We start from the raw sequence: 24395 nt of genomic DNA on the forward strand, positions 1-24395 counted from the left end.
CGCGCATGCCCGCCCGCGAGGAGCTCCCGGCGACGATCAAGCGTTCGCCGCAGCATGCTCAAGACATCTGGTCGGAGACGCACGACTCTGCCGTCGAGACCTACGGTGAGGGCGAGCGTGCCCATCGGACCGCGTTCTCGGCGCTGAAGCACCAGTACGAGAAGGTCGGAGACCACTGGGAGAAGAAGGAGGAGCGCGGCCCGTCGGATGAAGGGGCTCTGAGCCGCGAGGGTGACACGGCGGGCGGCGTCAACGCGAATGCGACGAAGAAGCATCTGCTCGAGGTGGCCAAGCGACTCGACGTGCGCGGGCGAACCCGGATGACGAAGAACGAACTGGTCGAGGCGATCCAGAAGGCGAACGCCCGAGAAAGCCGCAAGAGCCTCGACGCCGAGCGCTGATCGGCGGCAGGATCACGCCTCGGGGACGAACAGCCCGATCGTCTCGGCGACGAGCGCCGGCTTGGGCGCGCCCTCGATCTCGACCGTCGTGCGCAGGCCGACGCGGTAGCCCTGCGCCGAGGGCTGCGCTGAGACCACCTCGGTCACCGCGCGCACGCGGGAGCCGACGATGACGGGTTGCAGGAACCGCACCTTGTCGAGCCCGTAGTTCACGACCATGGCGGTGCCCGCGACTGACAGCAGACCGCGCGTCAGCCGCGGGAGCAGCGACAGGGTGAGGTAGCCGTGCGCGATCGTCGCGCCGAACGGACCGGATGCTGCACGATCGGCGTCGAGGTGGATCCACTGCCAGTCCTCGGTCGCATCGGCGAAGGCCTGGACGCGGGCCTGGTCGATCCGGAACCAGTCTCCCGTCGCGGCGCGGCCCACGGCATCCGTCAGCGCCGCCGGCGAATCGAGCGCGATGCTCACGCGCGCGGACCGCCTGCCACGTACAGCACCTGCCCAGAGACGAAGCCGGCCTCGTCGGAGCAGAAGAAGGATGCCGCCGCCGCGATGTCGTCGGGATAACCCGCGCGCTGCACCGGGATCTCGGCCGCCCGCGCGGCGATGAAGTCCTCGAACGAGACACCGAGCCGGTCGGCGGTCGCCCGGGTCATGTCGGTGACGATGAACCCCGGGGCGATCGCGTTCGCGGTGACGCCGTACCGCCCGAGCTCGAGGGCGAGGGTCTTGGTGAATCCCTGCATGCCGGCCTTCGCGGCGGCGTAGTTCGCCTGCCCGCGATTGCCGAGTGCCGAGGTGGACGAGAGGTTGACGATGCGGCCCCAGCCCTGTTTCACCTGGTGCTCCTGCACGGCCCGGGACATCAGGAAGGCGCCGCGCAGGTGCACCGACATCACGGCGTCCCAGTCCTCCTCGGTCATCTTGAACAGCAGATTGTCGCGGACGATCCCGGCATTGTTGACCAGGATCGTCGGCGCCCCGAACTCTTCGGACACACGCGCGACGGCCCGCTCGACCGACGCCGCGTCCGACACGTCGGCGCCGACGGCGAGCGCCCGGCCCCCGGCATCCGTGATCGTCGTCACCGTGTCGGCGCACGCCGACTCTTCGAGATCGAGCACTGCGACGGCGTTGCCGTCGGCCGCCAGGCGCTGGGCCGTCGCCGCGCCGATGCCGCGCGCGGCTCCGGTCACGATGGCGATTCTGGTCATGCGTCGTTCCTTTCGAAGGTGATGACGCCGAATGTGCGCGATCCGACGTCGTCCGTCACCGATCAGCGGGGGGCCGGGTCAGGTGTCGAGGTGCTCACGCAGGCGGCGCGCGACCTCGGCAGTGGGCATCGCACGCGGGAACACCGCGACGACGACTTCGTCCTCGCCGGTCTCCGTGCCCTCGGGCAGGACGCCGAAGCGGCGGCGGGCGTCGTCGAGTGCTGTGCGCAGCACCGACACCGGCACCTTCTTCGTCCCCCGCAGGAGCTTGCGCAGCACGTGGTTGTGGATCGCGGTCACAAGGGCTGCGAAGCCGACGGCATCCAGCGGGTCCAGCCCCGGCAGCGATGCGCGGAGGTACTCGTCGAACAGGCGCTCGTAGCGGAAGACCGTAACGATCTCGCGGTCCCGCAGCGCCGGGACGCCCCGAACGACGGCGTAGCGTCGCCGCGCGAGCTCCGGGTCGGCGACGAAGTGCGTGTAGACGAGGACGGATGCCTCGCACACGGCCGCCCACGGATCGTCATGCGGCTTGGCCAGGAACTCCCGCAGGCGGTCGAGCTGCACCTCGTGATCGGCGAACACGACATCGTCCTTGCCGCCGAACTGGCGGAAGAAGGTCGAGCGCGAGACACCGGCGGCCTGGGCGATCTGCTCTACCGAGGTCTGGTCGAACCCCTGCTCGGCGAACAGCTCGAGCGCGGCGGCCACGACGGCCGCGCGAGGCGCGGCCTGGGAAGGGACGGCAACGGTGTCGGACATCTCGGGGAGAGCCTATCTGTCATCGTCAGGGCCGTTGCTTCGTGCATCGGGGGTTCTGGTGGCGGGATGACGGAACCCGCTCGCCGCCGCCTGGCGCCTCGGAACCGATGTTTCGCCAGGCACGTCCGTGAGGACACCATCGCGTCGCCACGTTCTGGCTCGCGGAGGGCGGGACCGCTCCGCGGCTCCGGGATCCCACTCCGTGACACGGGTCCTCAGTGCGGACGCGGGAGGCTGAGAGCGTCGGGGTGATCCACGAGTTCGGAGTGTTCACGCGCGATCCGCTCGATCCCCCACAGGCCGAGGGGTTGCAGCGCCTGGTTCAAGGAGCGGCCGTGCTCGGTGAGGCGGTACTCGACGCGCGGCGGCACTTCCGCGAAAACGGTGCGAAGGAGCAGACCGTCGCGCTCCATCTCCCGAAGGTGCTGGGTCAGCATCTTCTCGCTGACCCCCGGCAGACCGCGCCGCAATGCCGCGAAGCGTCGAATGCCGTGGGCGTCCAGTTCCCACAGGATCAGCGCCTTCCACTTGCCGCCGATCACATCCATCGCGGCGTCGATGCCGCAGATGTATGGTCCGCTGCGCTTGGAGTCGTTCATCATCCACCTCACTTACTCAAAGGGAAGTATCGCAGTAAATAGTGGGTACTTCCCATTTTCGACGAAGGTCCACAGCATGGAGGTACCACTGAAACGAACTCGAGGACTACTGACATGACATCCAAACCACACAGCGGCAGCATGCTCGGCCTAGGCGCGATGGGCGGCGCGCTCGCTCAGGCCGTGCTCGACGCGGGCAGGACGGTGACGGTGTGGAACCGGACGCCCGGGCGTGCGGCAGAGCTCGTCTCACAAGGGGCATCGGAGGCCGCGACAGCAGGCGAGGCCCTGCTCGCCGGCGGGCCGGTCTTCGTGTGCCTCTTCGACCACGCGTCGGTGCATCAGACACTCGACCCGTTGGCCGAGAGCCTGCGCGGGAGGGCCGTCGTCAATCTCACGACGACGACCCCCGCTGAGGCACGGGAGTTGGCCGGGTGGGCCCAACGGCATGGGATCGCGTACCTCGACGGGGCGATCATGGCGACGCCTCCGATGATCGGGGGACCCGGCAGCCACATCCTCTACAGCGGATCGCGATCGGTGTTCGACGAGCATCGCCAGATCCTGGACCTTTGGGCAACGAGCACTCACGAAGGGGACGATGCCGGACTCGCGTCGCTGTTCGATCTCGCCATCCTCGCCGGCATGTACCCCCTGTTCGCCGGATTCCTCCACGGGGCGGCGATGGTCCAGTCCGCCGGTATCGAGGCCGCCGAGTTCGCCGAACGCGCTGCTCCGTTCCTCTCCGCCATGACCGCATCCTTCCCCGGTACTGCAGCCACGGTTGACGGCGCGACCTATGAAACGCCACTGCAGAGCCTCGACTGGACCCGCACCGCACTCGAGACCATCGCTCGCGCCAGTCGCGAGCTCGACGTCGACCCGGTTCCGATCGACATGGTGACCGCCCTTGTGCGCGGCGAGATCGACGCAGGTCACGGCGCCGAAGACTTCAACCGGATCATCGAGCAACTGCGCCCGCGGGCCTGACGCACCCCCATCGGCGCGCCGCACTCATGGCGCGTCGCTGCGGTCGGAGGCGCCCAGCTGGCGGTAGTAGGCTGGGGGACTGGTCGATATCTCGACGTCGAGACGCTTTTCGCGTCATCCCACCCCATTCGCCACCTGCGAAGGAATGCACTGTGGATCTGTACGAGTACCAGGCACGTGACCTTTTCGAGAAGTACGAGGTGCCGGTTCTCGCCGGCATCGTCGCGGACACGCCGGAGGAGGTGCGGGCCGCGGCCGAGAAGATCGGCGGAGTCGTCGTCGTCAAGGCGCAGGTGAAGACCGGCGGACGTGGCAAGGCCGGCGGCGTGAAGGTCGCGAAGACCCCCGACGAGGCCTACGAGGCTGCGAAGGCGATCCTCGGCCTCGACATCAAGGGCCACGTCGTCAAGCGCGTCATGGTCGCGCAGGGCGCGCGCATCGACAAGGAGTATTACTTCTCGGTGCTGCTGGACCGCGCCAACCGCTCCTACCTGTCGCTGTGCAGCGTCGAGGGCGGCATGGAGATCGAAGAGCTCGCCGTCGAGCGACCGGAGGCGCTGGCGCGCGTCGACGTGAACCCGGGAACCGGGATCGACAAGGCCAAGGCCGTCGAGATCGCCGAGGCCGCCGGCTTCGATGCCGACCTCGTCGACAAGGTGAGCGACGTCTTCGTCAAGCTCTACAACGTCTACAAGAGCGAGGACGCGACCCTGGTCGAGGTCAACCCGCTCGTCCTGACCGAGGAGGGCGACATCATCGCCCTCGACGGCAAGGTCACGCTCGACGAGAACGCCGAGTTCCGCCACGCAGGTCACGCGCTCCTCGAAGACAAGGACGCCGCCGACCCGCTCGAGGCGAAGGCCAAGGAGAACGACCTCAACTACGTCAAGCTCGACGGACAGGTCGGCATCATCGGCAACGGCGCAGGCCTGGTCATGTCGACCCTCGACGTCGTCGCGTACGCCGGTGAGAACCACGGCGGCGTGAAGCCCGCCAACTTCCTCGACATCGGCGGCGGCGCCTCGGCCGAGGTCATGGCCGCGGGGCTGGACGTCATCCTCGGCGACCCGCAGGTCAAGAGCGTGTTCGTCAACGTCTTCGGCGGCATCACCGCATGCGACGCCGTCGCCAAGGGCATCGTCGGCGCACTCGCAGAGCTGGGCTCGACCGCGTCGAAGCCGCTCGTCGTGCGCCTGGACGGCAACCGCGTGGAAGAGGGCCGCAAGATCCTCCAGGACGCGAACCACCCGCTCGTCACCCTGGCCGCCACGATGGACGAGGGCGCCGACAAGGCCGCCGAGCTCGCGAACGCCTGATCCCGGCATCCGGACTTCAAAAGGACTGTAGAGAAATGTCGATCTTCCTCAACAAGGACTCCAAGGTCATCGTCCAGGGCATCACCGGCGGCGAAGGCACCAAGCACACCGCGCTCATGCTCAAGGCCGGCACCAACGTCGTCGGCGGCGTGAACGCCCGCAAGGCCGGCACCACCGTGCTGCACACCGACAAGGACGGAAACAGCGTCGAGCTGCCCGTCTTCGGCACGGTCGAAGAGGCCATCGCGGCGACCGGCGCGGACGTCTCGATCGCGTTCGTGCCCGCCGCGTTCACGAAGGCCGCGATGGTCGAGGCCATCGACGCCGAGATCCCGCTGCTCGTCGTCATCACCGAGGGCGTGCCCGTCGGCGACTCGGCCGAAGCCTGGGCCTACGCCACGGCGAAGGGCAACAAGACCCGCATCATCGGGCCGAACTGCCCCGGCATCATCACGCCCGACGAGTCGCTCGTGGGTATCACGCCCGCCAACATCACCGGCAAGGGCCCGATCGGCCTGGTGTCGAAGTCGGGCACCCTGACCTACCAGATGATGTTCGAGCTGCGCGACATCGGCTTCTCGACCGCCATCGGCATCGGCGGCGACCCGATCATCGGCACGACCCACATCGACGCGCTCGCCGCGTTCGAGGCCGACCCCGAGACCAAGGCGATCGTGATGATCGGCGAGATCGGCGGCGACGCCGAAGAGCGTGCGGCCGACTTCATCAAGGCGAACGTGACCAAGCCGGTCGTCGGCTACGTCGCGGGGTTCACGGCTCCCGAGGGCAAGACGATGGGCCATGCCGGCGCGATCGTGTCGGGTTCGGCCGGCACGGCGCAGGCGAAGAAGGAGGCCCTCGAGGCCGCCGGCGTCAAGGTCGGCAAGACGCCGTCCGAGACCGCCGCCCTGATGCGCGAGATCATCGAAGCGCTCTGAGCAGCAGCACGAGGGGCGGATGCCGCGACCACGGGTCGCGTCATCCGCCCCTTCTCATGCACGCCGGACGTGCCGTCAGCCGGCGTCTCGGGCCAGCTTCGACAGCACTCCGGCCCGGCTCGCATCCTCGCTGGCCAGTACTCCTCCGTTGGCGACGAAATCCGCGGCGACCTCCTCGAACATGATGCGCACATCCTGCCGGCGTGCGCCGAGTGCTTCGACCGCGGCGCGCGTCACCTCCTCCGCGAAGCGGCGACGCTGGTCCACCGTGCGACCGGGCAGGAGTTCGACTCTGATGTTCGGCATGCTCCGACCCTAGAGGGCTCGCCGAGCTCGCCCGCTCTGGGCGTCGTATCGTGGACGCATGCCGCTGACCGGAGAGTACAAGCCGTCCACGTCCGAGTGGGCCCGCACACAGGCCGAGAAGTACGAGGCCTCGAACGGGCAGAAGTCCAACACGCTGCGCGGAGTGCCGATCATCGTGCTCACGACCGTCGGCGCCAAGTCAGGCGCCCTGCGCAAGACGGCGCTCATGCGCGTCGAGCACGACGGCCGCTATGTCGTCGTGGCATCGCACGGCGGTGCGCCGGCAGAGCCGAAGTGGGCCGAGAACATGCGCCGTCAGCCGCATGTCGAACTGCAGGACGGCGCCGACAAACGCGACTACACGGCGCGCGAGCTGTCGGGCGACGAGCGCGCCGAGTGGTGGACGCGCGCGGCGGCGGTGTGGCCCGACTACGACAATTATCAGAAGCGCACCGACCGGCTGATCGCGCTGTTCCTGCTCGAGCCCCTGGAGACCTGAGTCGCCAAATCGCGGGCGGGGTCGCCTGAAACGCGCTCCGTGCCCGGTGAATCGAAGCCCCGGTCCTAGAATCGCCCCGAGGGGGGCAATGTGGCCGGGGGCTCTGCCAGATCCGTCGCGCGTCGCTGGGACGTCGGGGCAGCGTGGCTGGGCGCCGCCCTGGCAGCGGCAGGAATCGGCGCGGCCGTCATGACGGCTCTTCCGCCCGTTCTCGAGAACCTCGCGAGCGAAGTGGCCGACGGAGTCACTGCGGTTCCGATCGGCGACGATGCAGAGGTCGTCGTTCCGGCGGACTGGATCGTCACGACTCACGCCGGCGACCGTGTCTCCGTACGCACTCCGGACGGCGTGCTGCGGGCACAGCTCGAGGCGGCGGACGAAGATGCCACCGCCATCTTCTCCGCGACGCCCGGTGCGCAAGGCGAGGCCCGTTCGGAGCAGCTCGCGTCGGGGATGAACACGGTGCATGCCGACCTCGCGGACGGCGGATACGTCGCCGTCGTGGCAGGCCCGGACGGGGCGAACGTCCGCGTCGTGATCGAGGTGCGCGGCGGCGACATCGCGGCCTACCGGCCCGCCATCGCCCACCTCCTGGAAGGCATCCGGACGTGACCTCGCGGCGCCCGGCCGTGCTCCTGCTCGCCGCGGTGGCGGCTGTGCTGACGGCGTGCGCCCCGGCGGCGCGCGCGGACTGGGAGCCGCCCTCTTGGGAGGCGGCCGTCGTGCACACGACGACGGCTCCGGCCCTCGTCGATGCCGGCGCCGCCGGACCGTTGGCGACGGCGCTGACCGGTGTGCGGGTGCGCAATGATGCGGTCGGCGTGCAGGCTCGAGTCTCGGTGCTCCCCGACACGCCGCAGACGGCGGCGTTCAACGCAGCGATGCTGCAGCATGTTCGAACCGCGATCGACGCACGCGTCGCGGCATCCGGTGTCGCGTATTCGCCGGTGGCGGCAGCCGGCGACGCGGGGATGGCCTCACGCAGATGTGAGCCTGGGAGCACGACACGCGCCGCCGCCGAGGTGCTCGCCGATCCGGCGTTCGGGCCTTCCGGCGGCACCGGTTCGGCCGTGGTGTGCGACATCGTCGCGGTGAGGGGCCCATTCTTGGGTGAGAGCGTGCGGGTCGTCTCGGGAACGCCCGAGGCGATCGCCGCAGATTCGACCGTGATCCTGTACGTCGACACGGCCACCGGCGAGATCGCGACCGCCGACGCGCTCTGGACGGACGGCGCGGCCGCCACGCTCGGCTCGCACATCGTCGAAGCGCTCCGGCGTGACGCCGGAGCGCTCAGCCGTCTTCCGGCGTCGCCCGGCGACGAGGCGCAGCTGGCCGCTGTACGCGCGGCGCTCGCGGCGACGGTTCCGGATGCCCGCGGCTTCGTCGTGACCATTCCGCCGGGGTTCAGCTCTCCCGAGCTCTCGGGTCTGGGCGTGCCCGCCACCACCGAGGCCATGGTGCTCGCGGTGCCGGCTGACGTCGCCGCGCCGCTCGTGTCACCGTTCGGCGCGCGCATGCTCGCAGCGGCGGGTCAGCCGTACACGGGTCCCGCGCTCGTGCCGGCGGGGACGCGCGCCGTCGACTGCGCGCTCGTCCCCTGCGTGGCGGTGACCTACGACGACGGGCCGTCGCGGCTGACGTCGGCGATCCTCGACGAGCTGGCCGTGCGAGACTCGGCGGCGACGTTCTTCGCGATGGGTGCGAACGCGCACGGGTTCCGTGAGGTGCTGGCGCGCATGACGCGGGAAGGCCACCAGGTCGCGAACCACACCTGGAGCCATCCGCAGCTGCCGAAGCTGACACCGGCTCAGGTTTCGGCTCAGATCGACGACACGTCGCGGGCCCTCGAGGCGGCATCCGGCCAGCGGATCGACAGCTTCCGCCCACCGTACGGCGAGTTCAACGGCGAGGTTCTCGCAGCGGCGGGCCTGCCGGCGATCCTGTGGGACGTCGACACGCTGGACTGGCAGGGGCCATCCGACGAGACCCTCATCTCGCGTGCCGTCGAGCAGCCGCGTGCCGGATCGATCGTGCTCATGCACGACGTCCACGCCGGCACGCAGCGCACGGCCGCCACGATCTTCGACGGACTGCTCGATCGAGGGTTCACGCTCGTCACGGTGCGCCAGCTGTTCGGCGGCCACCTTCCCGCATCCGGCGCCTGGCGTCGCGGCCCCTGAGCCCGGCGGGCACGTCCGCCTGGCATACTTCCCCGGATGACCGATATCGAACTCGCCCGGATCCCCGCGGGCACCGTCGCGCTGCACGATGCGCGACGCGACCGTCGCTGGAGCGTCGAGCTCGAGCCGTTCGAGATCGGGGTGTACCCGGTCACCCAGGGCCAGTTGGGTGAACTGCTCGGCGAAACCGCGAGCCACCCGCGCCGCCCGGCGAGCGACCTGAGCTGGCTGCGGGCGATCCGATTCTGCAACGCCGCCTCGGAGTGGGAGGGGCTGGATTCCGCCTACACGTTCGACGGCGATCAGGTCACATGGCACGTCGACGCCGACGGATACCGGCTGCCGACCGAGGCGGAGTGGGAGGTCGCGTGCCGCGCGGGATCGACCGGCCCGCACTACGGTCCGCTCGCGGAGGTCGCGTGGACGAGCGCGGACGGCGTCACGTCACCCCAGGACGTCGGAGCCAAGCTGCCCAATCTGAACGGGCTGTTCGACACGCTCGGCAACGTGTGGGAATGGTGCTGGGACCTGCTCGACCCGGCGCGTTACGGCGATTATCGCGTCTTCCGGGGCGGCGGGTTCGCCGACGACGCGTGGAGCGTGCGGGCGTCCACTCGCCGCGGTGGCGCGCCTCGCATGCACCACGACGACGTCGGCTTCCGCGTCGCCCGCGGCGGATTCGACGCGGTCGACGCGGCGCAGGGCTGGTCGGCGCACGCCGACACCGAGCGCGCGGCGTACGAGGGCCCGACACCGCCGGGGTGGACGCCGCGCCGCTGATCCGCCCGGGTTCGGGTGTCACGACACGCCGCATGCCGCGCTCGACCCCGCGTGTTGCGCCACCCGAATCGAGGGAGGACGGATGCCGCGTGTCGGAGTAGCGCTCGACCTTCGGGTGTCACGACACGCCGCGTGCCGCGCGCGGTCCCGCGTGTTGCGTCACCCGAATCGAGGGAGGACGGATGCCGCGTGCCGGAGTAGCGCTCGACCTTCGGGTGGCACGACACGCCGCGTGCCGCGCGCGGTCCCGCGGGTTGCGTCACCCGAATCGAGGGAGGACGGATGCCGCGTGCCGGAGCAGCGCTCGACCTTCGGGTGTCACGACACGCCGCGTGCCGCGCGCGGTCCCGCGTGTTGCGTCACCCGAATCGAGGGAGGACGGATGCCGCGTGCCGGAGCAGCCGTCGACCTTCGGGTGTCACGACACGCCGCGTGCCGCGCGCGGTCCCGCGTGTTGCGTCACCCGAACCGAGGGGCGGACCGTGAGGGGAACGGATGCCGCGAGCCGCGGCATCCGTCCCGTCCGGGCTCAGCCGAGCAGCGCCTCGATCGGTCCGCGCGCGAAGTACAGGACGAATCCGGCGGCGACGATCCACAGCAGCGGGCTGATCTCGCGGGCCTTGCCCGACAGCGACCGCACCACGACCCACGCGATGAATCCTGCGCCGATGCCGTTCGCGATCGAGTAGGTGAGGGGCATCACGGTCACCGCGAGGAAGACCGGCAGCAGGATCGAGAAGTCCGAGAAGTCGATGTAGCGGATCTGCGACATCATCAGCGCGCCGACGATGACCAGGGCCGAGGCGGCCACCTCGGACGGCACGATCGAGACGAGCGGCGAGAAGAACATCGCCACGAGGAACAGCGCGCCGGTGACGACGTTCGCGAAACCGGTGCGTGCGCCCTCGCCGATGCCGGAGCCGGATTCGATGAAGACCGTGTTGGACGAGCTCGAGGTGAGGCCACCGGCCACCGCGCCGACGCCCTCGACGATCAGCGCCGACTTGATGCGGGGGAAGTCGCCCTTGGCGTCGGCCAGGCCCGCCTCCTTCGACAGCCCCGTCATGGTGCCCATCGCGTCGAAGAAGTTCGTGAAGACGAGGGTGAACACGAGCATCAGCGCGGCGAGCACGCCGATGCGCTCGAATGAGCCGAACGAGATCTGGCCGACGAGCGAGAGGTCGGGCACGCTCACGAGGGATGCGGGCAGCTCGGGCACCGACAGACCCCAGCCGCCGGGGTTCACCTCGTCGCCGTCGAACTTCGGGCCGATGTTCCAGATCGCCTCGACGACGACGGCCACCACGGTGCCCGAGACGAGGCCGATCAGGATGCCGCCCTTGACCTTGCGCGCGACCAGGATGCCGGTGAGCAGCAGCGTGAAGACGAAGATGAGCGTCGGGACCGTGCCGACCGATCCGTTCACGCCGAGGCCGACCGGGGGAGAGGACGCCCCCGTTGCGGTGACGAAGCCGGCGTCGACGAAGCCGATGAAGGCGATGAACAGGCCGATGCCGACCGTGATCGCGAGCTTGAGCTGGATCGGCACCGCGTCGAAGATCATGCGCCGCAGCCCCGTCGCCGCCAGCAGCACGATGATGAGGCCGTTGATCACCACGAGGCCCATCGCCTCGGGCCACGTCACCTGACCGACGACCGAGACCGCGAGGAACGAGTTGATGCCCAGGCCGGCCGCGAATGCGAACGGCAGGCGCGTCACGAGTCCGAAGAGCACCGTCATCACACCCGCGGTCAGCGCCGTCGTGGCTGCCACCTGGCCGAAGCCGAGACTGTTGCCGTCGACGTCTGCCGCGCCCGAGAGGATGATCGGGTTGAGGATGACGATGTACGCCATCGTCACGAAGGTCACGACGCCGCCGCGCACCTCGGTGCCGACCGTCGACCCGCGCCGGGTGATCTCGAAGAACCGATCGAGGCCGTTCTTGGGTTCCCGCGTCTCGCCAGGGTCGGCGGTCTCGGGGGAATCGGGCGCGGTGGACGGGGCTGTGCTCATGAATGACCTCCGACGACGACGTTAGCGCCTCGCGCGCGAACCTGGGGATCAGCTGAACGGATGCCGCCGCCACCCGCGCGGTCAGCCGGAAGGCCGCCGCGGGTCGAAGTAGGGTCGATGGCGCATGAATCGCCTCATCGTTGCCCTCCTCGCCACCGTCGACGCCGCCCTCGCGGTGGCCGTCGGCCTCGCGGCGACCCTCGCTCCGCTGACGCTTCTGTGGGTCTTCGGTTTCGGCGGTGCCGCCGATTGGGGTGCCATCTGGCCCGCCGGCGTCTCGGTGTGGCAGCTCGGCAACCTCGTGCCGCTCGCCGTCGAGCTGCCCCCGGAATACCTTGCCGCGACGGGGATCGACGGGCAGGCGGCATCCTTCGTCCTGTCGCTCTCGCCCCTCGCGTTCGCCGGGTTCACCGTCATCTTCGCGGCGCGTTCGGGCGTGCGCGCGTCGCGGGCGGAGGCATGGCTCACCGGCGTCGTCACCGCGACCGTGGTCTTCGCTGCGCTCGCCACCGGTGCCGCGCTGACGGCGCAGAACGCCATCGCGACCGCTCCGACGTGGCAGGCCGTGCTCGTGCCGACGCTGCTGTTCGCCGTTCCCGCCGTCGTGGCAGCGCTGATCACCGAATGGCGCGAGGCCGGCGGCGGCGGTGTGGCGAGACTTCGCGACCGCGTCGAGGGGGCGCCGGACGGGTGGGGCGACGTTCCGGGTGTCGTCGTTCGCGGATCGGCCGTCGTCGTGACCGGGCTGATCGGGCTCGGCGCGGCGGTGACAGCGGTCGCCCTCTTCACGCGAGCCGGGCACGTGGTCGCGCTGTTCCAGGCCGGCAACGTCGACGCCGCCGGTGCGACGGTGCTCACGCTCGTGCAGCTGGCCTACCTCCCGACGCTCGCCGTATGGGGGTTCGCGTTCGTCGCGGGACCGGGCTTCGCCGTGGGTGAGGGCACGGCGGTCTCGCCCGCGGCGACGCAGGTGGGCGTCGTGCCTGGCATCCCGCTGCTCGGCGCGGTGCCCGACTCCACCACGTCCTGGCTGCTCCTGCTCGCGCTCGCCCCCGTCGCGCTCGGCGCACTGGCGGGCTGGATCGCCCGCTCCCGCCTCGTCCATGCGGGCGACAGCGGCGCGCCGGCCGCCGACGACCCGATCGGTGCGCGGCTGGTGACCGCGGCCGCCATCGCCGTCCTGTCGGCATCCGCGGCGGCACTCCTCGCGTTCGCCGCGTCCGGTTCGCTCGGGCCTGGCAGGCTCTCGACGTTCGGCCCCGAGCCGGGTCCTGTCGCGCTCGCGGTGGCCTTCGAGGTGTTCGTCGGTGCCGCGATCCTGCTGCTCTCGCCGCGCGGCCGGCGGTCGGGCATCGGCACGTCACGAACGGCCACCGCCGCGACCGGCGGCGAGCCTGCGAGCGTCGACGCGCGCCTCAGCGGACTGATCCGCGGTGCCGCTCGCCCGGACGCCGAGGAGCGGCATCCGTCCCCGTTCGAGGCGACGGACGAGCCCGCCCCAGCGGCCGACGAGGCGCGCACCGAGCCGATCGAGCTGCCGCAGCGCGACTGAGGGGCGGTTACCACCTCTGTCCCATCGAGACAAGGGTGTTGCGCGCGAGGCCTAAACCGCTTTAGAGTCTGAACCGGTTTAGTTCGAGGAGACCCATGGCACAGCAGCCGCCGACGATCACCGACGTCGCCCGTGAAGCGGGCGTCAGCAAGGGGCTCGTCTCGTTCGCGCTCAACGACCGCCCGGGCGTCTCGGCCGAGACGCGTGCGCGCATCCTCGAGGTCGCGCGCGAGCTCGGCTGGACCCCGAGCCTGCGTGCGCGCTCGCTCAGCACGGGTCGCTCCTTCGCGTGCGGCCTGGTGCTCGGACGCAGTCCCGACGTCATCGCGGCGGACCCGTTCTTCCACTCGTTCATCGCCGGCCTGGAGGACGAGTTCTCGATGTCGGGCCAGGTGCTCGTGCTCGCCGTCGCGACACCCGGGCGGCAGGAGTCCGAGACCTACCGCGGCCTGTCGGTCGACAAGCGCGTCGACGGCGTGATCCTCACCGACCTGCGCGTCCACGACCCGCGGCTCGAATTGGTCGAGCGCCTCGGGCTCGCCGCGGTCACGCTGGGCATGCCCGACGCCGAGACGCCGTTCTCGTCGGTATCGGTCGACGACGGCGCAGGCATCCACGCCGCCGTCCGCCATCTGGCCGGCCTCGGTCACCGTCGCATCGCCCACATCGCCGGACCCGACGGGATGCTGCATGCCCGCACCCGCCGGCAGGCGTTCGAGACGGCTGCCGCCGAGTTCGGCCTCGTCGCAGCCTCAGTCGAGACGGACTTCAGCGCCGCCGAAGGAGCGGCCGCGACCGGCGCGCTGCTGGACGGCGACGCGCCGCCGACCGCGATCGTGTACTCCAACGACCACATGGCGATCGCGGGCCTGGGCGTGGCGCGCCGGCGCGGACTCTCGGTCCCCGGTGACCTCTCGATCACCGGCTACGACGACACCGAGATCGGGCGCTACGTGAATCCAGCTCTCACCAGCGTCGCCACCGACGCCCGGGAGTGGGGCCGCGTCGCGGCCCGGACGCTCCTCGGAGCGGTCGAGGGCCACGACGCGGTGAACGTGCGCCTGAATGAACCGACCCTCACCGTGCGCGAGTCCACCGGACCTGCGCCGACCGACACTCGCGGCGACCGCCGCGACCGATGAAGGAGCACGAGATGCAACGACGCACGATCCTGGCGGCGGGAGCCGTGGCAGGTGTCCTCGCCCTGACCGGCTGCGGCGGCGGCGGTGGCGGCGGTGGCGACGCCGGCATGGACAGTCGCGGCGAGATCACCATCTGGTATTCGAACAACGCGGCCGAGATCGCGTGGGGCGAGCAGATGGTCGAGGCATGGAACGCCGATAACCCCGACGAGCAGATCAAGGCGCAGGAGATCCCCGCGGGCGCATCCAGCGAAGAGGTGATCGGTGCCGCGATCACCGCGGGGAACGCCCCGTGCCTCATCTTCAACACCTCGCCCGCAGCGGTGCCCGGGTTCCAGAAGCAGGGCGGGCTGGTCAACCTGTCGGAGTTCGAAGACGGCGACGACTACATCACCGGGCGCTCTGGAGAAGTCGCCGAGCAGTACCGGTCGGAAGACGGCGGCTTCTACCAGCTGCCGTGGAAGTCCAACCCGGTCATGATCTTCTACAACAAGGACATGTTCACCCAGGCGGGGCTGGATGCCGAGAACCCGCCGCTGTCGACCTACGACGAGTTCCTCGAGACCGCGCGGGCGCTCAAGACCGCCGGCGTCGCCCCGTACGCGATCAACCCGGCGCCGACGAGCGAGTTCTTCCAGTCATGGTTCGACTTCTACCCGCTGTACGCCGCACAGACCGGTGGCACGCTGCTCGTCGAAGACGGCGCGGCCACGTTCGACTCCGAGGACGGGCAGGCGGTCGCGGAGTTCTGGCGCACGCTCTATGAGGAGCAGCTCGCCGGGCAGGAGCAGTACCAGGGCGACGCGTTCGCCGACGGCTACGCCGCGATGTCGATCGTCGGGCCCTGGGCGATCGACGTCTACGGCGAGGACGTGAACTGGGGCGCGGTCCCGGTACCGACGCAGCAGGGCACCGCCCCGGAAGAGACGTGGACGTTCAGCGACGCCAAGAACGTCGGCCTGTTCACGGCGTGCGACAACAAGGCGACTGCGTGGGATGTGCTCAAGTTCGCCACCAGCGAGGAGCAGGACGGGATCTGGCTCGAAGAGACCGGGCAGATGCCGATGCGCGAGAACCTCACCGAGACGTATGCGGACTACTTCGAGGCGAACCCCGCGTACGAGCAGTTCGGAGACCAGACCTCGCGCACCGTCGAGGTGCCCAACGTGCCGAACTCGGTCGAGATCTGGCAGGTGTTCCGCGACGGCTACTCCGAGTCGGTGATCTTCGGCGAGGAGGAGATCGACGCGTTCCTCTCCGACACCGCGGCCGAGGTCGACGAACTGGCGGCGGGCTGACATGAGCGCGACGGTGGCGGGGCCGCCCGGACGGACCGGGGACGACCCGGACCGCGCCGGGTCGGCCGCGCCCGCCGCGGCCCCGACGCAGCCGGAGCGGCGCACACGCCGGCGGATCCTCGGCGCTCAGCCGCTCGGCATCCTGTTCTCGGCGCCGTATCTGGTCTTCGTGATCCTCGTCTTCGCGTGGCCGATCGTCTTCGCGGTGTGGATGTCGTTCCAGGACTACTTCTTCGCCGCGCCGGGAGCCGACGTCGAACGGCCGTTCGTCGGGTTCGAGAACTACGTCGCGGTGCTCACCGACCCCGACGTGTGGCAGTCGTTCCGCAACGTCGGAATCTTCCTGCTCATCAATGTGCCCTTGACGGTGGCACTGTCGATCGTCCTGGCGACCGCGCTCAACAACGTCGTCCACGCGCGGACCTTCTTCCGCGTCAGTTACTACGTGCCGTACGTGACGGCCTCGGTGGCCGTCGTCGCGGTCTGGCTCTTCCTGTTCTCGAGCAACGGTCTGGTCAACAACGTCCTGGGGCCGCTTGCGCCCGACCCGTCGTGGCTCATCAACTCGGCTCTCGCCATGCCGACGATCGCGCTCTTCGTCACGTGGAAGGGGCTCGGGTTCTACATCCTGCTGTACCTGGCGGCGCTTCAGAACGTGCCCAAAGAGCAGTACGAATCGGTGTCGATGGACGGCGGCGGCCGCATCCGCCAGTTCTTCTCGGTCACCGTGCCGGGCGTGCGCCCGGCCACGTTCCTGGTGGTGCTCCTGTCGACGATCACCGGAGCCAATCTCTTCACCGAGCCGTATCTGCTCACCGGCGGCGGCGGGCCGAATGGAGCCTCCACCTCTCCGGTGCTGCTGATCTATCAGCGCGGAATCGAGCAGGGCAATCCGGACGTCGCGGCCGCGATCGGAGTGATCCTGATCATCTTCGTGCTGATTCTGGCCGCCGCGCAGCGCAAGTTCGTCGGCGGAGGGGACGAGTCATGAGGCGAGCACTCGGCAGCAAGATCGCGCTCTACGTGGTGCTGAGCCTCGGCGCGCTGGCCTTCCTCTTCCCGTTCTGGTACATGATCGTCGGGTCGCTGCAGACGGATGTCGACGCGACCGTGGCGGGCGCTTTCCCGGACCCGGCGAACCTGACGGTGGACAACTACGTCGCCATCAACGAGCGGATCAACCTCTTCCAGGGGCTGCTCAACTCGGGGATCTTCACGGGCGGCGTGATCCTCGGCACCGTGGTCTTCGGGGTTCTCGCCGGGTATGCGCTCGCGGTCCTCCAGTGGCGCGGTCGCAGTGCGACCTTCGCCCTGGTCCTGCTGGTGCAGGTTGTGCCGTTCCAGCTGCTGATGATTCCGCTCTACGTCATGATCGCGCGGGACTTCGGACTGTCCGACAGCTATCTCGGCATGATCCTGCCGTTCTTCATCAACTCCACCGCAGTGCTCATCTTCCGGCAGTACTTCCTGCAGCTTCCGCAGGATCTCTTCTCGGCGGCGCGAATCGACGGTGCCGGGGAGTTCCGCCTGCTGTGGAGCGTCGCCCTGCCCCTCGTCCGTCCGGCGCTGCTGACGGCCGTGCTGCTGACGTTCATCGGGCCCTGGAACGAGTTCTTGTGGCCCTTCCTCATCACCAAGGAGGCGTCGATGCAGCCGCTCGCTGTGTCGCTCGCGAACTTCATCTCGAACATCGCCGCCTCCACCGCCAACCCGTTCGGCGCCATGATGGCCGGCGCCGTCGTGCTCGCTGTTCCAGCGGTGACCCTGTTCATCGTCTTCCAGCGGTACTTCACCAGCAATGACCTCGGATCCGGAGTGAAAGGATGACCATGCCCGGAACAACCCCCTCGATCCCGTACCGGCTGACCCGGATGGGCGTCGTGATGACGCCGCAGCCCGGAGATCCGAACGAAGCCGAGGGCGTGCTCAATCCCGCCTCCGGGCGCGGGCCGGATGGAGAGCTGTACCTGCTGCCGCGCCTCGTCGCCGAGGGAAACGTCTCGCGCGTGGGGCTCGCACGCGTCGTCGTCGAAGACGGCGTCCCGGTGGCCGTCGAGCGCGAGGGTGTCGTACTCGAGCCTGACCGGGGCTGGGAGCGCGGCGTCGGCAACGCCGGTGTCGAGGACCCGCGCACGACGTGGATCGACGCCCTCGGCCTGCACGTCATGACGTATGTCGCGTACGGGCCGCTCGGCCCTCGCACGGCGATCGCGGTGTCGGAGGACCTGCGGGAGTGGCGACGTCTCGGGCCGGTGCTGTTCCGGTACCAGGACGAACTCGACATGGACCTGAACCTCTTCCACAACAAGGACACGGTCTTCTTCCCGGAGCCGGTGACGGCGCCCGATGGCACCGAGGCCCTGGCGGTGCTGCACCGCCCGATGTGGGATCTCAGCGAGACCAAGCCCGGACAGGGGGTGCGTCTGCCCGCCGGGATCGACGACCCGCGCCAGTCCATCTGGATCAGCTATGTGCCGCTCGCGGCCGTGCGCGACGATCTGGCGAACCTCGTGCTGTGGGAGCAGCACCGGTTCGTCGCCGGTCCCGAGTACGCGTTCGAGGAGGTCAAGATCGGCGGCGGCCCGCCGCCGCTCCGGGTGCCGGAGGGGTGGCTCGTTCTGCACCACGGCGTCACCGGCGTCCTCGACAGCGCGTTCGCGCAGCAGCAGCGCGTGAATTACGCCGCAGGCGCCCTCCTGCTGGATGCCGCAGACCCGTCGCGCGTGATCGCCCGCACTCCCGAGCCTCTGCTCGCGCCCGAGACCGAGGACGAGCGCAGCGGCATCGTCCCCAACGTCGTCTTCCCGACGGCGATCGAAGAGATCGACGGCCGCCTGTTCGTCTTCTACGGCATGGCCGATTCCAAGATCGGCGTCGCGCTCCTGGAGCGCACCGACGCCGGCTGAGAAAGGATCGAGGATCCCATGAACACGCACGCACGATGGGGTGCACGCGTCGCGGCAGTGTCCGCCGCCGTCGCACTGGTGTCGGCCACCGCGGTGGCCGTACCCGCTGCCGCGACGCCTGACCACCGGCAGTCGCCGGCCGCGGCATCCGCCCCCCTCACGAATCTCGCGCACCTCGACTTCCTGCTCGACGAAGCGACGCCGCCGGCGGAGGTGCCGGGGCACACGACGTACCGCCTCGACGCCGAGCCATCGCTCGTGATGCCCTGGACGTACGCCGACGCGAGACCGGGCGGCGCGTTCGAGCGGGTCGGCGGCGGCCCGCTCGACCCGGCGACCGGTCACTGGGGCCAGGGCGCCTACAACGCCGACGACATCGCGCGCGCCGCGGTCGTGTACCTGCGGCACTGGGAGCAGACGGATGCCGAGACCAGTCGTGACACCGCGTACGAGCTGCTGCGCAGCCTCGCTTACCTGCAGACGGCCGAGGGACCGAACGCCGGGAACGTCGTGCTGTGGATGCAGCCCGACGGCACCCTGAACCCGTCGGCCGAGCCGGTCGACCTGCCCGATCCCTCGGATTCGGGCCCGAGCTACTGGCTCGCACGGACCGTGTGGGCCTTCGGCGAGGGTTATGCGGCCTTCCAGGACGCCGATCCCGAGTTCGCCGCCTTCCTCGAAGACCGCTTGGGGCTCGCCATCGCGGCGATCGACCGGCAGGTGCTTTCTCGGTACGGGCAATGGGCGGAAACCGACGGCATGCGCGTGCCGGCGTGGCTGATCGTGGACGGGGCGGATGCCTCGGCCGAGGCAGTGCTCGGACTCGCGGCGCGTGTGCGGGCAGTGCCCGATGACGCGGTCGCGGCGGACGCCTTGCGCAAGCTCGCCGAGGGGATCGCCGCCATGTCAGCCGGCGACGGGGGCTCGTGGCCGTACGGCGCGGTGCTGCCCTGGGCGCAGTCGCGCAGCATGTGGCACGGATGGGGCTCGCAGATGCCGGCGGCGCTGGCCGCGGCATCCGTCGTCCTCGATGACCCGGCGCTCGCCGAACCCGCAGCGCGCGACGCGGCTCTGTTCACGACGACCCTGCTGACGGCGGGAGGGCCCGACAACGGATGGTTCCCGACGCCCGCCGATCGCGTGCAGATCGCCTACGGTGCGGACTCGCGCGTGCAGTCGCTGGTCGCGGTGGCCGACGCGACGGGCTCGACAGGTTTCGCCGACCTCGCTGCCATGCAGGCGGCCTGGTTCTTCGGCGCCAATCCGGCGGGCTCGCCGATGTACGACCCTGCCACCGGCGTGACCTTCGACGGGATCCAGCCGGACGGCACCCATTCCAACGGCGTCATCAACCGCAACAGCGGCGCCGAGAGCACGATCCACGGACTGCTGACGATGCTGACTCTGGACGCGCGTCCCGATCTCGCCACCCGCGCCACGACGATCGCCACGGTGTCGGCCCGCGACGGGCTGACCGTGATCGAGGCGGAATCGTCGGGCGACACCACGGGCGTCGTGTCGGCGCCGACGCCGTGGACCGGTGAGTCGCTGTGGTCGGGTGACGCGCTGACCCTGACCGCGGGCGAGCACGCAGTGTTCGACCTGGGCGAGGCGGCCGGTGGTCGCTCGATCGAGCCGGTGGTGTGGTCCGAGCCCGGCGCCGAGAGTTCATCGCAGTGGCGCACCGGGCACCGCCCGCTCGGGACCCTCGACATCACCGGCCCGGAGCAGGGGATCTCGCCGACCCCGGGCGTGCTGCTGCCGCATTCCCTCAAGCGAGACGTGCCCGCCGGCACCGCGTCCGTGCGGGTCGAGGTGGAGGGCGGCACCCTCATGCTCGACGCGCTGATCGTCAGGCCCGCGGTGTCGCGACTCGTGCTGAGCGGCGAGGGCAGCACCGAACTGGTGCACTCGACGATCGACCGGCCTCAGCCGGTGCGCATCGGGGAACCGGGAACGCCGCTGTCCGTGCGCGTCTTCGATGCGTCCGGTGCGCTGGTCCGCGAGCGTGGCATGCAAGGCGGTGGCACGATCGTGCTCCCGGCCGGAGGGTTCGCGATCGCGCAGTCCTGAAGGCGCCGCACCCGGCTGCCGGGGGACCTGGCCGGGTGCGGTCGGGAGGACGGATGCCTCGAACCGAGGCATCCGTCCTCCCACGCGCGGGGCGGCCCGCCGGCCCCGGCTAGACTGACCGGGTGCTCTCGGTCGCCGTTCTCATCTCGGGCACAGGGTCGAATCTGCGAGCCCTGCTCGACGCGGCCGCCGACCCCGATTACCCCGCTCGCGTCGTCGTCGTCGGCGCGGATCGTGAGGCAGAGGGCTTCGCGCATGCCGAGGAGTACGGCATCCCGACGTTCATGGTCCCGTACGCGCAGTTCGACAGCCGCGAGGACTGGGGCGCCGAACTCGGAGCCCAGCTCGCCGTGTGGCAGCCCGACCTGGTCGTGCTGAGCGGACTCATGAGGCTCCTGCCCGCCGCGCTCGTGGACGAGTGGTCGCCGCGGATCATCAACACCCACCCGGCCTACCTGCCCGAGTTCCCCGGCGCGCACGGCGTCCGCGATGCGCTCGCCACCGGCGTGGACCAGACCGGAGCGAGCGTCATCCTGGTCGACACCGGGGTCGACAGCGGCCCGATCCTCGCCCAGGAGCGCGTGCCCGTGCTCGCCGGCGACGACGAGCACACCCTGCACGAACGCATCAAGCCCGTGGAGCGGCGCCTTCTGATCGACGTCGTGCGCCGCATCGCGACCGGCGACCTCGACCTCGCCGCGCAGGCCGCCACCCGCGCCCCCGCACCCTGACTTCGTCCCCAGCACCGAGGAGATCCGCCATGGCCGGACCGAGCCACGACCCCGCCCTGTACCGCACCCGCGACGTCGTGCCCGTCCGCCGTGCGCTCGTCTCGGTCAGCGACAAGACCGACCTGCTGAAGCTCGCGGAGGCGCTGGCGGGCGCGGGCGTCGAGATCGTCTCGACCGGGTCGACGGCAGCGACCATCCGCGACGCCGGTTTCGCCGTCACCGACGTCGCGAGCGTCACCGGGTTCCCCGAGTCGCTCGATGGTCGCGTCAAGACGCTGCACCCGAGCGTCCACGCCGGGCTGCTGGCTGACCTGCGCCTGGAGGACCACGAGCGCCAGCTCGCGGACCTCGACATCGAGCCGTTCGAACTGGTCGTGGTCAACCTCTACCCGTTCGTCGAGACGGTGCGCTCCGGCGCCCAGGGCGACAACGTCGTCGAGCAGATCGACATCGGCGGCCCCGCCATGGTGCGTGCCTCGGCGAAGAACTACGCCAACGTCGCCATCGTCGTCTCGCCGTCGTCGTACCCGGCGGTCATCGAGTCGCTCGGCGCCGGCGGCACGAGCCTCGTGCAGCGCCGCGAACTCGCCGCGCGCGCCTTCGCGCACACCGCCGAGTACGACCGCGCCGTGGCGACCTGGTTCTCGGAGGGCACCCTGACCGAGGCGGACCTGCCGGCCCACCTCACGATCAAGGCCGAGCGGCTCGCGACGCTGCGCTACGGCGAGAACTCGCACCAGCGCGCCGCGATCTACACGCGCAACGGCGGGCACGGCATCGCCCAGGCCACGCAGCTGCAGGGCAAGGAGATGTCGTACAACAACTACGTCGACGCCGACGCCGCCCTGCGCGCCGCGTTCGACATGGTCAAGCCCGCCGTGGCCATCATCAAGCACGCGAACCCGTGCGGCATCGCAGTGACGGCGCCCAACGCGCTCGACCCGATCGCCAGCGCCCACCTGCGCGCCCACGAGTGCGATCCCGTCTCGGCATACGGCGGCGTGATCGCCGCGAACGGCACCGTCACCCTCAAGATGGCGGAGAATCTCAAGGACATCTTCACCGAGGTGATCGTCGCCCCCGACTTCGAACCGGCCGCGCTCGAGGTCTTCCGGACGAAGAAGAACCTGCGACTGCTTCAACTCCCCGCCGATTGGCAGCAGGAGCGCATGGACGTGCGGCTGGTGTCGGGCGGACTCCTCCTCCAGGACGCCGACCGGTTCCCCGACGACATCGAATCCGTCGCGAAGGACTGGCAGCTGGTGTCTGGTGAGCGCCCCGCCGACGCGGAGATGACGAACCTCATCTTCGCGTGGAAGTCCTGCCGCGCCGTCAAGTCCAACGCGATCGTCCTCGCCAAGAACTCCGCAACGGTGGGCATCGGCATGGGCCAGGTCAATCGTGTGGACTCGTGCCGGCTCGCGGTCGAACGCGCCGGCGACCGCGCCGCCGGCTCGGTGGCGGCATCCGATGCCTTCTTCCCGTTCGCGGACGGTCCGCAGATCCTGCTCGACGCCGGCATCACGGCGATCGTGCAGCCCGGCGGTTCGGTACGAGACGACGAGGTGATCGCGGCCGCGCAGGCGGCGGGCGTCACGATGTTCTTCACCGGCGAGCGCCACTTCTTCCACTGAGACCCGCGCATTCGGGTGCGACGGGCGGCCGGGCATGGGGAATGCTCCCCATCGTGGTCGTTCGCATCGCGTGGATAGCATGAGGCGACTGGTCGTGGACGCGGGGGACGGGGCGCTGCAGTGGGTGACGTCGAAATCGACCGCTACGCGCTCGAGAGCGCGAAGATGACGCTCGATCAGGCGCTCCTGAACTACCGCGCGAAAGCCGAGGACGCCTGGCGTCGCGACACGGGGATCGGTGATCCGTGCGGGCGCACCCTGTTACGCGTGATGGTCGAGAACGCGGTCGGCGCCGCCCTCATGCGTGTGACCGCCGAGGACGAGGACGCGATCGTGGTGAGCGCCCAGCTGCTCGACATCCTCGACTCGTTCACGGAGCTGGACGTCTCATTGAGCGCCCATTGGGATCGGGACTATGTCGCTGACCTCGCCTGAGCTGGGGGTGCCGCTCGAGCGCATCGACTACGACGAGGGCGGAATCGAGGCTCTCTCCGATGCCCTCCGCGACCTCGCCGAGGATGGTCGAGACGCGGGTGTCGTGCTGCGCAACATCGACGGCGGACTGGAAGGCCGTGGTGAGGCGATCAGGTCCGTCCAGTCGGATGCCGGCGACCTCGCCGGTCGCATCACTCCGACGACGCAGATGGTCGACCGCATCGCCGCGGTGCTGAGATCGTACGGCGAAGCGGTCGCTCAGCACGGGCGCGCCGCGAACGATCTGATCGACGACATCGAGGCCGCCCACGCGGCGGTGGAGTCCGCAGCGGCGTCGGTCGCCACGGCCGACCGGGAGATGGGCGGGCTGAGCGACGACGCGACGTCGCGCGAGGTCGCTCTCGCCGAGGAGGCCGTCGCGGATGCCGAGGACGCTCTCGCCCGGCGGCGCACCGCGCTGTCCGACCTGTGGGAGCAGTGGGAGGCCGCCTACCGCGGCTGGGACGCCGCGTACGACGCCGCCCTGGCGGCCGTGGCGAACATCGATCACGCCTACGTGCCGGCGAGCCTCCAGGCATCCGTCGCGGGGGGGGGGGGGGGCGACTCCCCCCCCACCCCCGAA

The 24395-nt window shown here is 70.1% G+C and carries 25 protein-coding genes; 19 read left to right on the top strand and 6 right to left on the bottom strand.

Annotation, left to right across the window (positions count from 1 at the left end; translation table 11 throughout):
* Window positions 1–5 precede the first annotated feature (5 nt).
* Complete coding sequence (locus tag ACLKM7_RS18880; RefSeq protein ID WP_436448841.1) at window positions 6–401, top strand: ChaB family protein; 396 nt, start codon at window positions 6–8, stop codon at window positions 399–401.
* Window positions 402–413: 12 nt separating this feature from the next.
* Here ACLKM7_RS18880 and ACLKM7_RS18885 read toward each other — a convergent pair whose 3' ends face one another.
* From ACLKM7_RS18885 to ACLKM7_RS18900, 4 genes are all read right to left on the bottom strand, one after another.
* Window positions 414–872: a MaoC family dehydratase gene (locus ACLKM7_RS18885; protein WP_436448842.1), complete on the bottom strand. Its 459-nt coding sequence runs from the start codon at window positions 870–872 to the stop codon at window positions 414–416.
* Window positions 869–1618 (bottom strand): 3-oxoacyl-ACP reductase FabG, encoded by a 750-nt coding sequence (fabG, locus tag ACLKM7_RS18890; RefSeq protein ID WP_436448843.1) that lies wholly within the window; start codon window positions 1616–1618, stop codon window positions 869–871. The genes ACLKM7_RS18885 and fabG overlap by 4 nt, the downstream gene beginning before the upstream one ends.
* 78 nt (window positions 1619–1696) lie before the next feature.
* Window positions 1697–2380: a TetR family transcriptional regulator gene (locus tag ACLKM7_RS18895; RefSeq protein ID WP_436448844.1), complete on the bottom strand. Its 684-nt coding sequence runs from the start codon at window positions 2378–2380 to the stop codon at window positions 1697–1699.
* A 215-nt stretch (window positions 2381–2595) separates the two neighbouring features.
* A complete protein-coding gene (locus ACLKM7_RS18900) occupies window positions 2596–2979 on the bottom strand; it encodes a winged helix-turn-helix transcriptional regulator (protein WP_436448845.1) in 384 nt (127 codons plus the stop codon).
* A gap of 114 nt (window positions 2980–3093) precedes the next feature.
* On the opposite strand from ACLKM7_RS18900, the gene ACLKM7_RS18905 reads away from it, so the two are divergent.
* The 3 genes from ACLKM7_RS18905 to sucD all read left to right on the top strand — a co-directional run bounded on the left by ACLKM7_RS18905 (window position 3094) and on the right by sucD (window position 6223).
* On the top strand, window positions 3094–3969 hold the full coding sequence (locus ACLKM7_RS18905) for an NAD(P)-dependent oxidoreductase (RefSeq protein WP_436448846.1): 876 nt from the start codon (window positions 3094–3096) through the stop codon (window positions 3967–3969).
* Between the two features lie 152 nt (window positions 3970–4121).
* A complete protein-coding gene (gene sucC, locus ACLKM7_RS18910; protein WP_436448847.1) occupies window positions 4122–5285 on the top strand; it encodes an ADP-forming succinate--CoA ligase subunit beta in 1164 nt (387 codons plus the stop codon).
* Window positions 5286–5320: 35 nt separating this feature from the next.
* The gene (sucD, locus tag ACLKM7_RS18915) at window positions 5321–6223 is read left to right on the top strand and encodes a succinate--CoA ligase subunit alpha (RefSeq protein ID WP_436448848.1); all 903 of its coding nucleotides are present in this window, start codon (window positions 5321–5323) and stop codon (window positions 6221–6223) included.
* A 75-nt stretch (window positions 6224–6298) separates the two neighbouring features.
* Here the strand turns inward: sucD and ACLKM7_RS18920 are convergent, their stop codons facing one another.
* Complete coding sequence (locus ACLKM7_RS18920) at window positions 6299–6529, bottom strand: tautomerase family protein (RefSeq protein ID WP_436448849.1); 231 nt, start codon at window positions 6527–6529, stop codon at window positions 6299–6301.
* A gap of 58 nt (window positions 6530–6587) precedes the next feature.
* Between ACLKM7_RS18920 and ACLKM7_RS18925 the strand changes: the two genes are divergently transcribed.
* The 4 genes from ACLKM7_RS18925 to ACLKM7_RS18940 all read left to right on the top strand — a co-directional run bounded on the left by ACLKM7_RS18925 (window position 6588) and on the right by ACLKM7_RS18940 (window position 9988).
* The gene (locus ACLKM7_RS18925; RefSeq protein ID WP_436448850.1) at window positions 6588–7028 is read left to right on the top strand and encodes a nitroreductase family deazaflavin-dependent oxidoreductase; all 441 of its coding nucleotides are present in this window, start codon (window positions 6588–6590) and stop codon (window positions 7026–7028) included.
* Between the two features lie 90 nt (window positions 7029–7118).
* Entirely contained in the window at window positions 7119–7640 is a 522-nt protein-coding gene (locus tag ACLKM7_RS18930; RefSeq protein ID WP_436448851.1) for a hypothetical protein, read from the top strand.
* Window positions 7637–9208 (top strand): polysaccharide deacetylase family protein, encoded by a 1572-nt coding sequence (locus tag ACLKM7_RS18935; RefSeq protein WP_436448852.1) that lies wholly within the window; start codon window positions 7637–7639, stop codon window positions 9206–9208. Before ACLKM7_RS18930 ends, ACLKM7_RS18935 begins: the two co-directional genes overlap by 4 nt.
* Window positions 9209–9244: 36 nt before the next feature.
* Window positions 9245–9988: a formylglycine-generating enzyme family protein gene (locus ACLKM7_RS18940; RefSeq protein WP_436448853.1), complete on the top strand. Its 744-nt coding sequence runs from the start codon at window positions 9245–9247 to the stop codon at window positions 9986–9988.
* A gap of 529 nt (window positions 9989–10517) precedes the next feature.
* Here the strand turns inward: ACLKM7_RS18940 and ACLKM7_RS18945 are convergent.
* Window positions 10518–12002, bottom strand: a complete 1485-nt coding sequence (locus ACLKM7_RS18945) for an NCS2 family permease (RefSeq protein ID WP_436448854.1) — start codon at window positions 12000–12002, stop codon at window positions 10518–10520.
* Between the two features lie 124 nt (window positions 12003–12126).
* Between ACLKM7_RS18945 and ACLKM7_RS18950 the strand changes: the two genes are divergently transcribed.
* From ACLKM7_RS18950 to ACLKM7_RS19000, 11 genes are all read left to right on the top strand, one after another.
* Window positions 12127–13554, top strand: a complete 1428-nt coding sequence (locus ACLKM7_RS18950; protein WP_436448855.1) for a cell division protein PerM — start codon at window positions 12127–12129, stop codon at window positions 13552–13554.
* 95 nt (window positions 13555–13649) lie between these two features.
* Window positions 13650–14696: a LacI family DNA-binding transcriptional regulator gene (locus ACLKM7_RS18955; RefSeq protein ID WP_436448856.1), complete on the top strand. Its 1047-nt coding sequence runs from the start codon at window positions 13650–13652 to the stop codon at window positions 14694–14696.
* An 11-nt stretch (window positions 14697–14707) separates the two neighbouring features.
* Window positions 14708–15994 carry an extracellular solute-binding protein gene (locus ACLKM7_RS18960; protein ID WP_436448857.1) on the top strand — a complete coding sequence of 429 codons (1287 nt, stop codon included), beginning with the start codon at window positions 14708–14710 and terminating at the stop codon, window positions 15992–15994.
* Between the two features lies 1 nt (window position 15995).
* Complete coding sequence (locus tag ACLKM7_RS18965) at window positions 15996–16985, top strand: carbohydrate ABC transporter permease (protein ID WP_436448858.1); 990 nt, start codon at window positions 15996–15998, stop codon at window positions 16983–16985.
* Window positions 16982–17821 carry a carbohydrate ABC transporter permease gene (locus tag ACLKM7_RS18970; RefSeq protein WP_436448859.1) on the top strand — a complete coding sequence of 280 codons (840 nt, stop codon included), beginning with the start codon at window positions 16982–16984 and terminating at the stop codon, window positions 17819–17821. The genes ACLKM7_RS18965 and ACLKM7_RS18970 overlap by 4 nt, the downstream gene beginning before the upstream one ends.
* The gene (locus tag ACLKM7_RS18975) at window positions 17818–18900 is read left to right on the top strand and encodes a glycoside hydrolase family 130 protein (protein WP_436448860.1); all 1083 of its coding nucleotides are present in this window, start codon (window positions 17818–17820) and stop codon (window positions 18898–18900) included. Before ACLKM7_RS18970 ends, ACLKM7_RS18975 begins: the two co-directional genes overlap by 4 nt.
* A gap of 18 nt (window positions 18901–18918) precedes the next feature.
* On the top strand, window positions 18919–20973 hold the full coding sequence (locus ACLKM7_RS18980) for a hypothetical protein (protein WP_436448861.1): 2055 nt from the start codon (window positions 18919–18921) through the stop codon (window positions 20971–20973).
* Between the two features lie 122 nt (window positions 20974–21095).
* Entirely contained in the window at window positions 21096–21704 is a 609-nt protein-coding gene (gene purN, locus ACLKM7_RS18985) for a phosphoribosylglycinamide formyltransferase (RefSeq protein ID WP_436448862.1), read from the top strand.
* Between the two features lie 29 nt (window positions 21705–21733).
* Window positions 21734–23338, top strand: coding sequence for a bifunctional phosphoribosylaminoimidazolecarboxamide formyltransferase/IMP cyclohydrolase (gene purH, locus ACLKM7_RS18990; protein WP_436448863.1), 1605 nt, complete (start codon window positions 21734–21736; stop codon window positions 23336–23338).
* Between the two features lie 120 nt (window positions 23339–23458).
* On the top strand, window positions 23459–23773 hold the full coding sequence (locus tag ACLKM7_RS18995; RefSeq protein ID WP_436448864.1) for a hypothetical protein: 315 nt from the start codon (window positions 23459–23461) through the stop codon (window positions 23771–23773).
* Window positions 23754–24395 (top strand): hypothetical protein (locus ACLKM7_RS19000; protein ID WP_436448865.1); only part of this gene is annotated, 642 nt, incomplete at its 3' end. The genes ACLKM7_RS18995 and ACLKM7_RS19000, both read left to right, overlap by 20 nt.

The organism is Microbacterium sp. I2 (assembly GCF_051364985.1).
GTDB lineage: Bacteria > Actinomycetota > Actinomycetes > Actinomycetales > Microbacteriaceae > Microbacterium.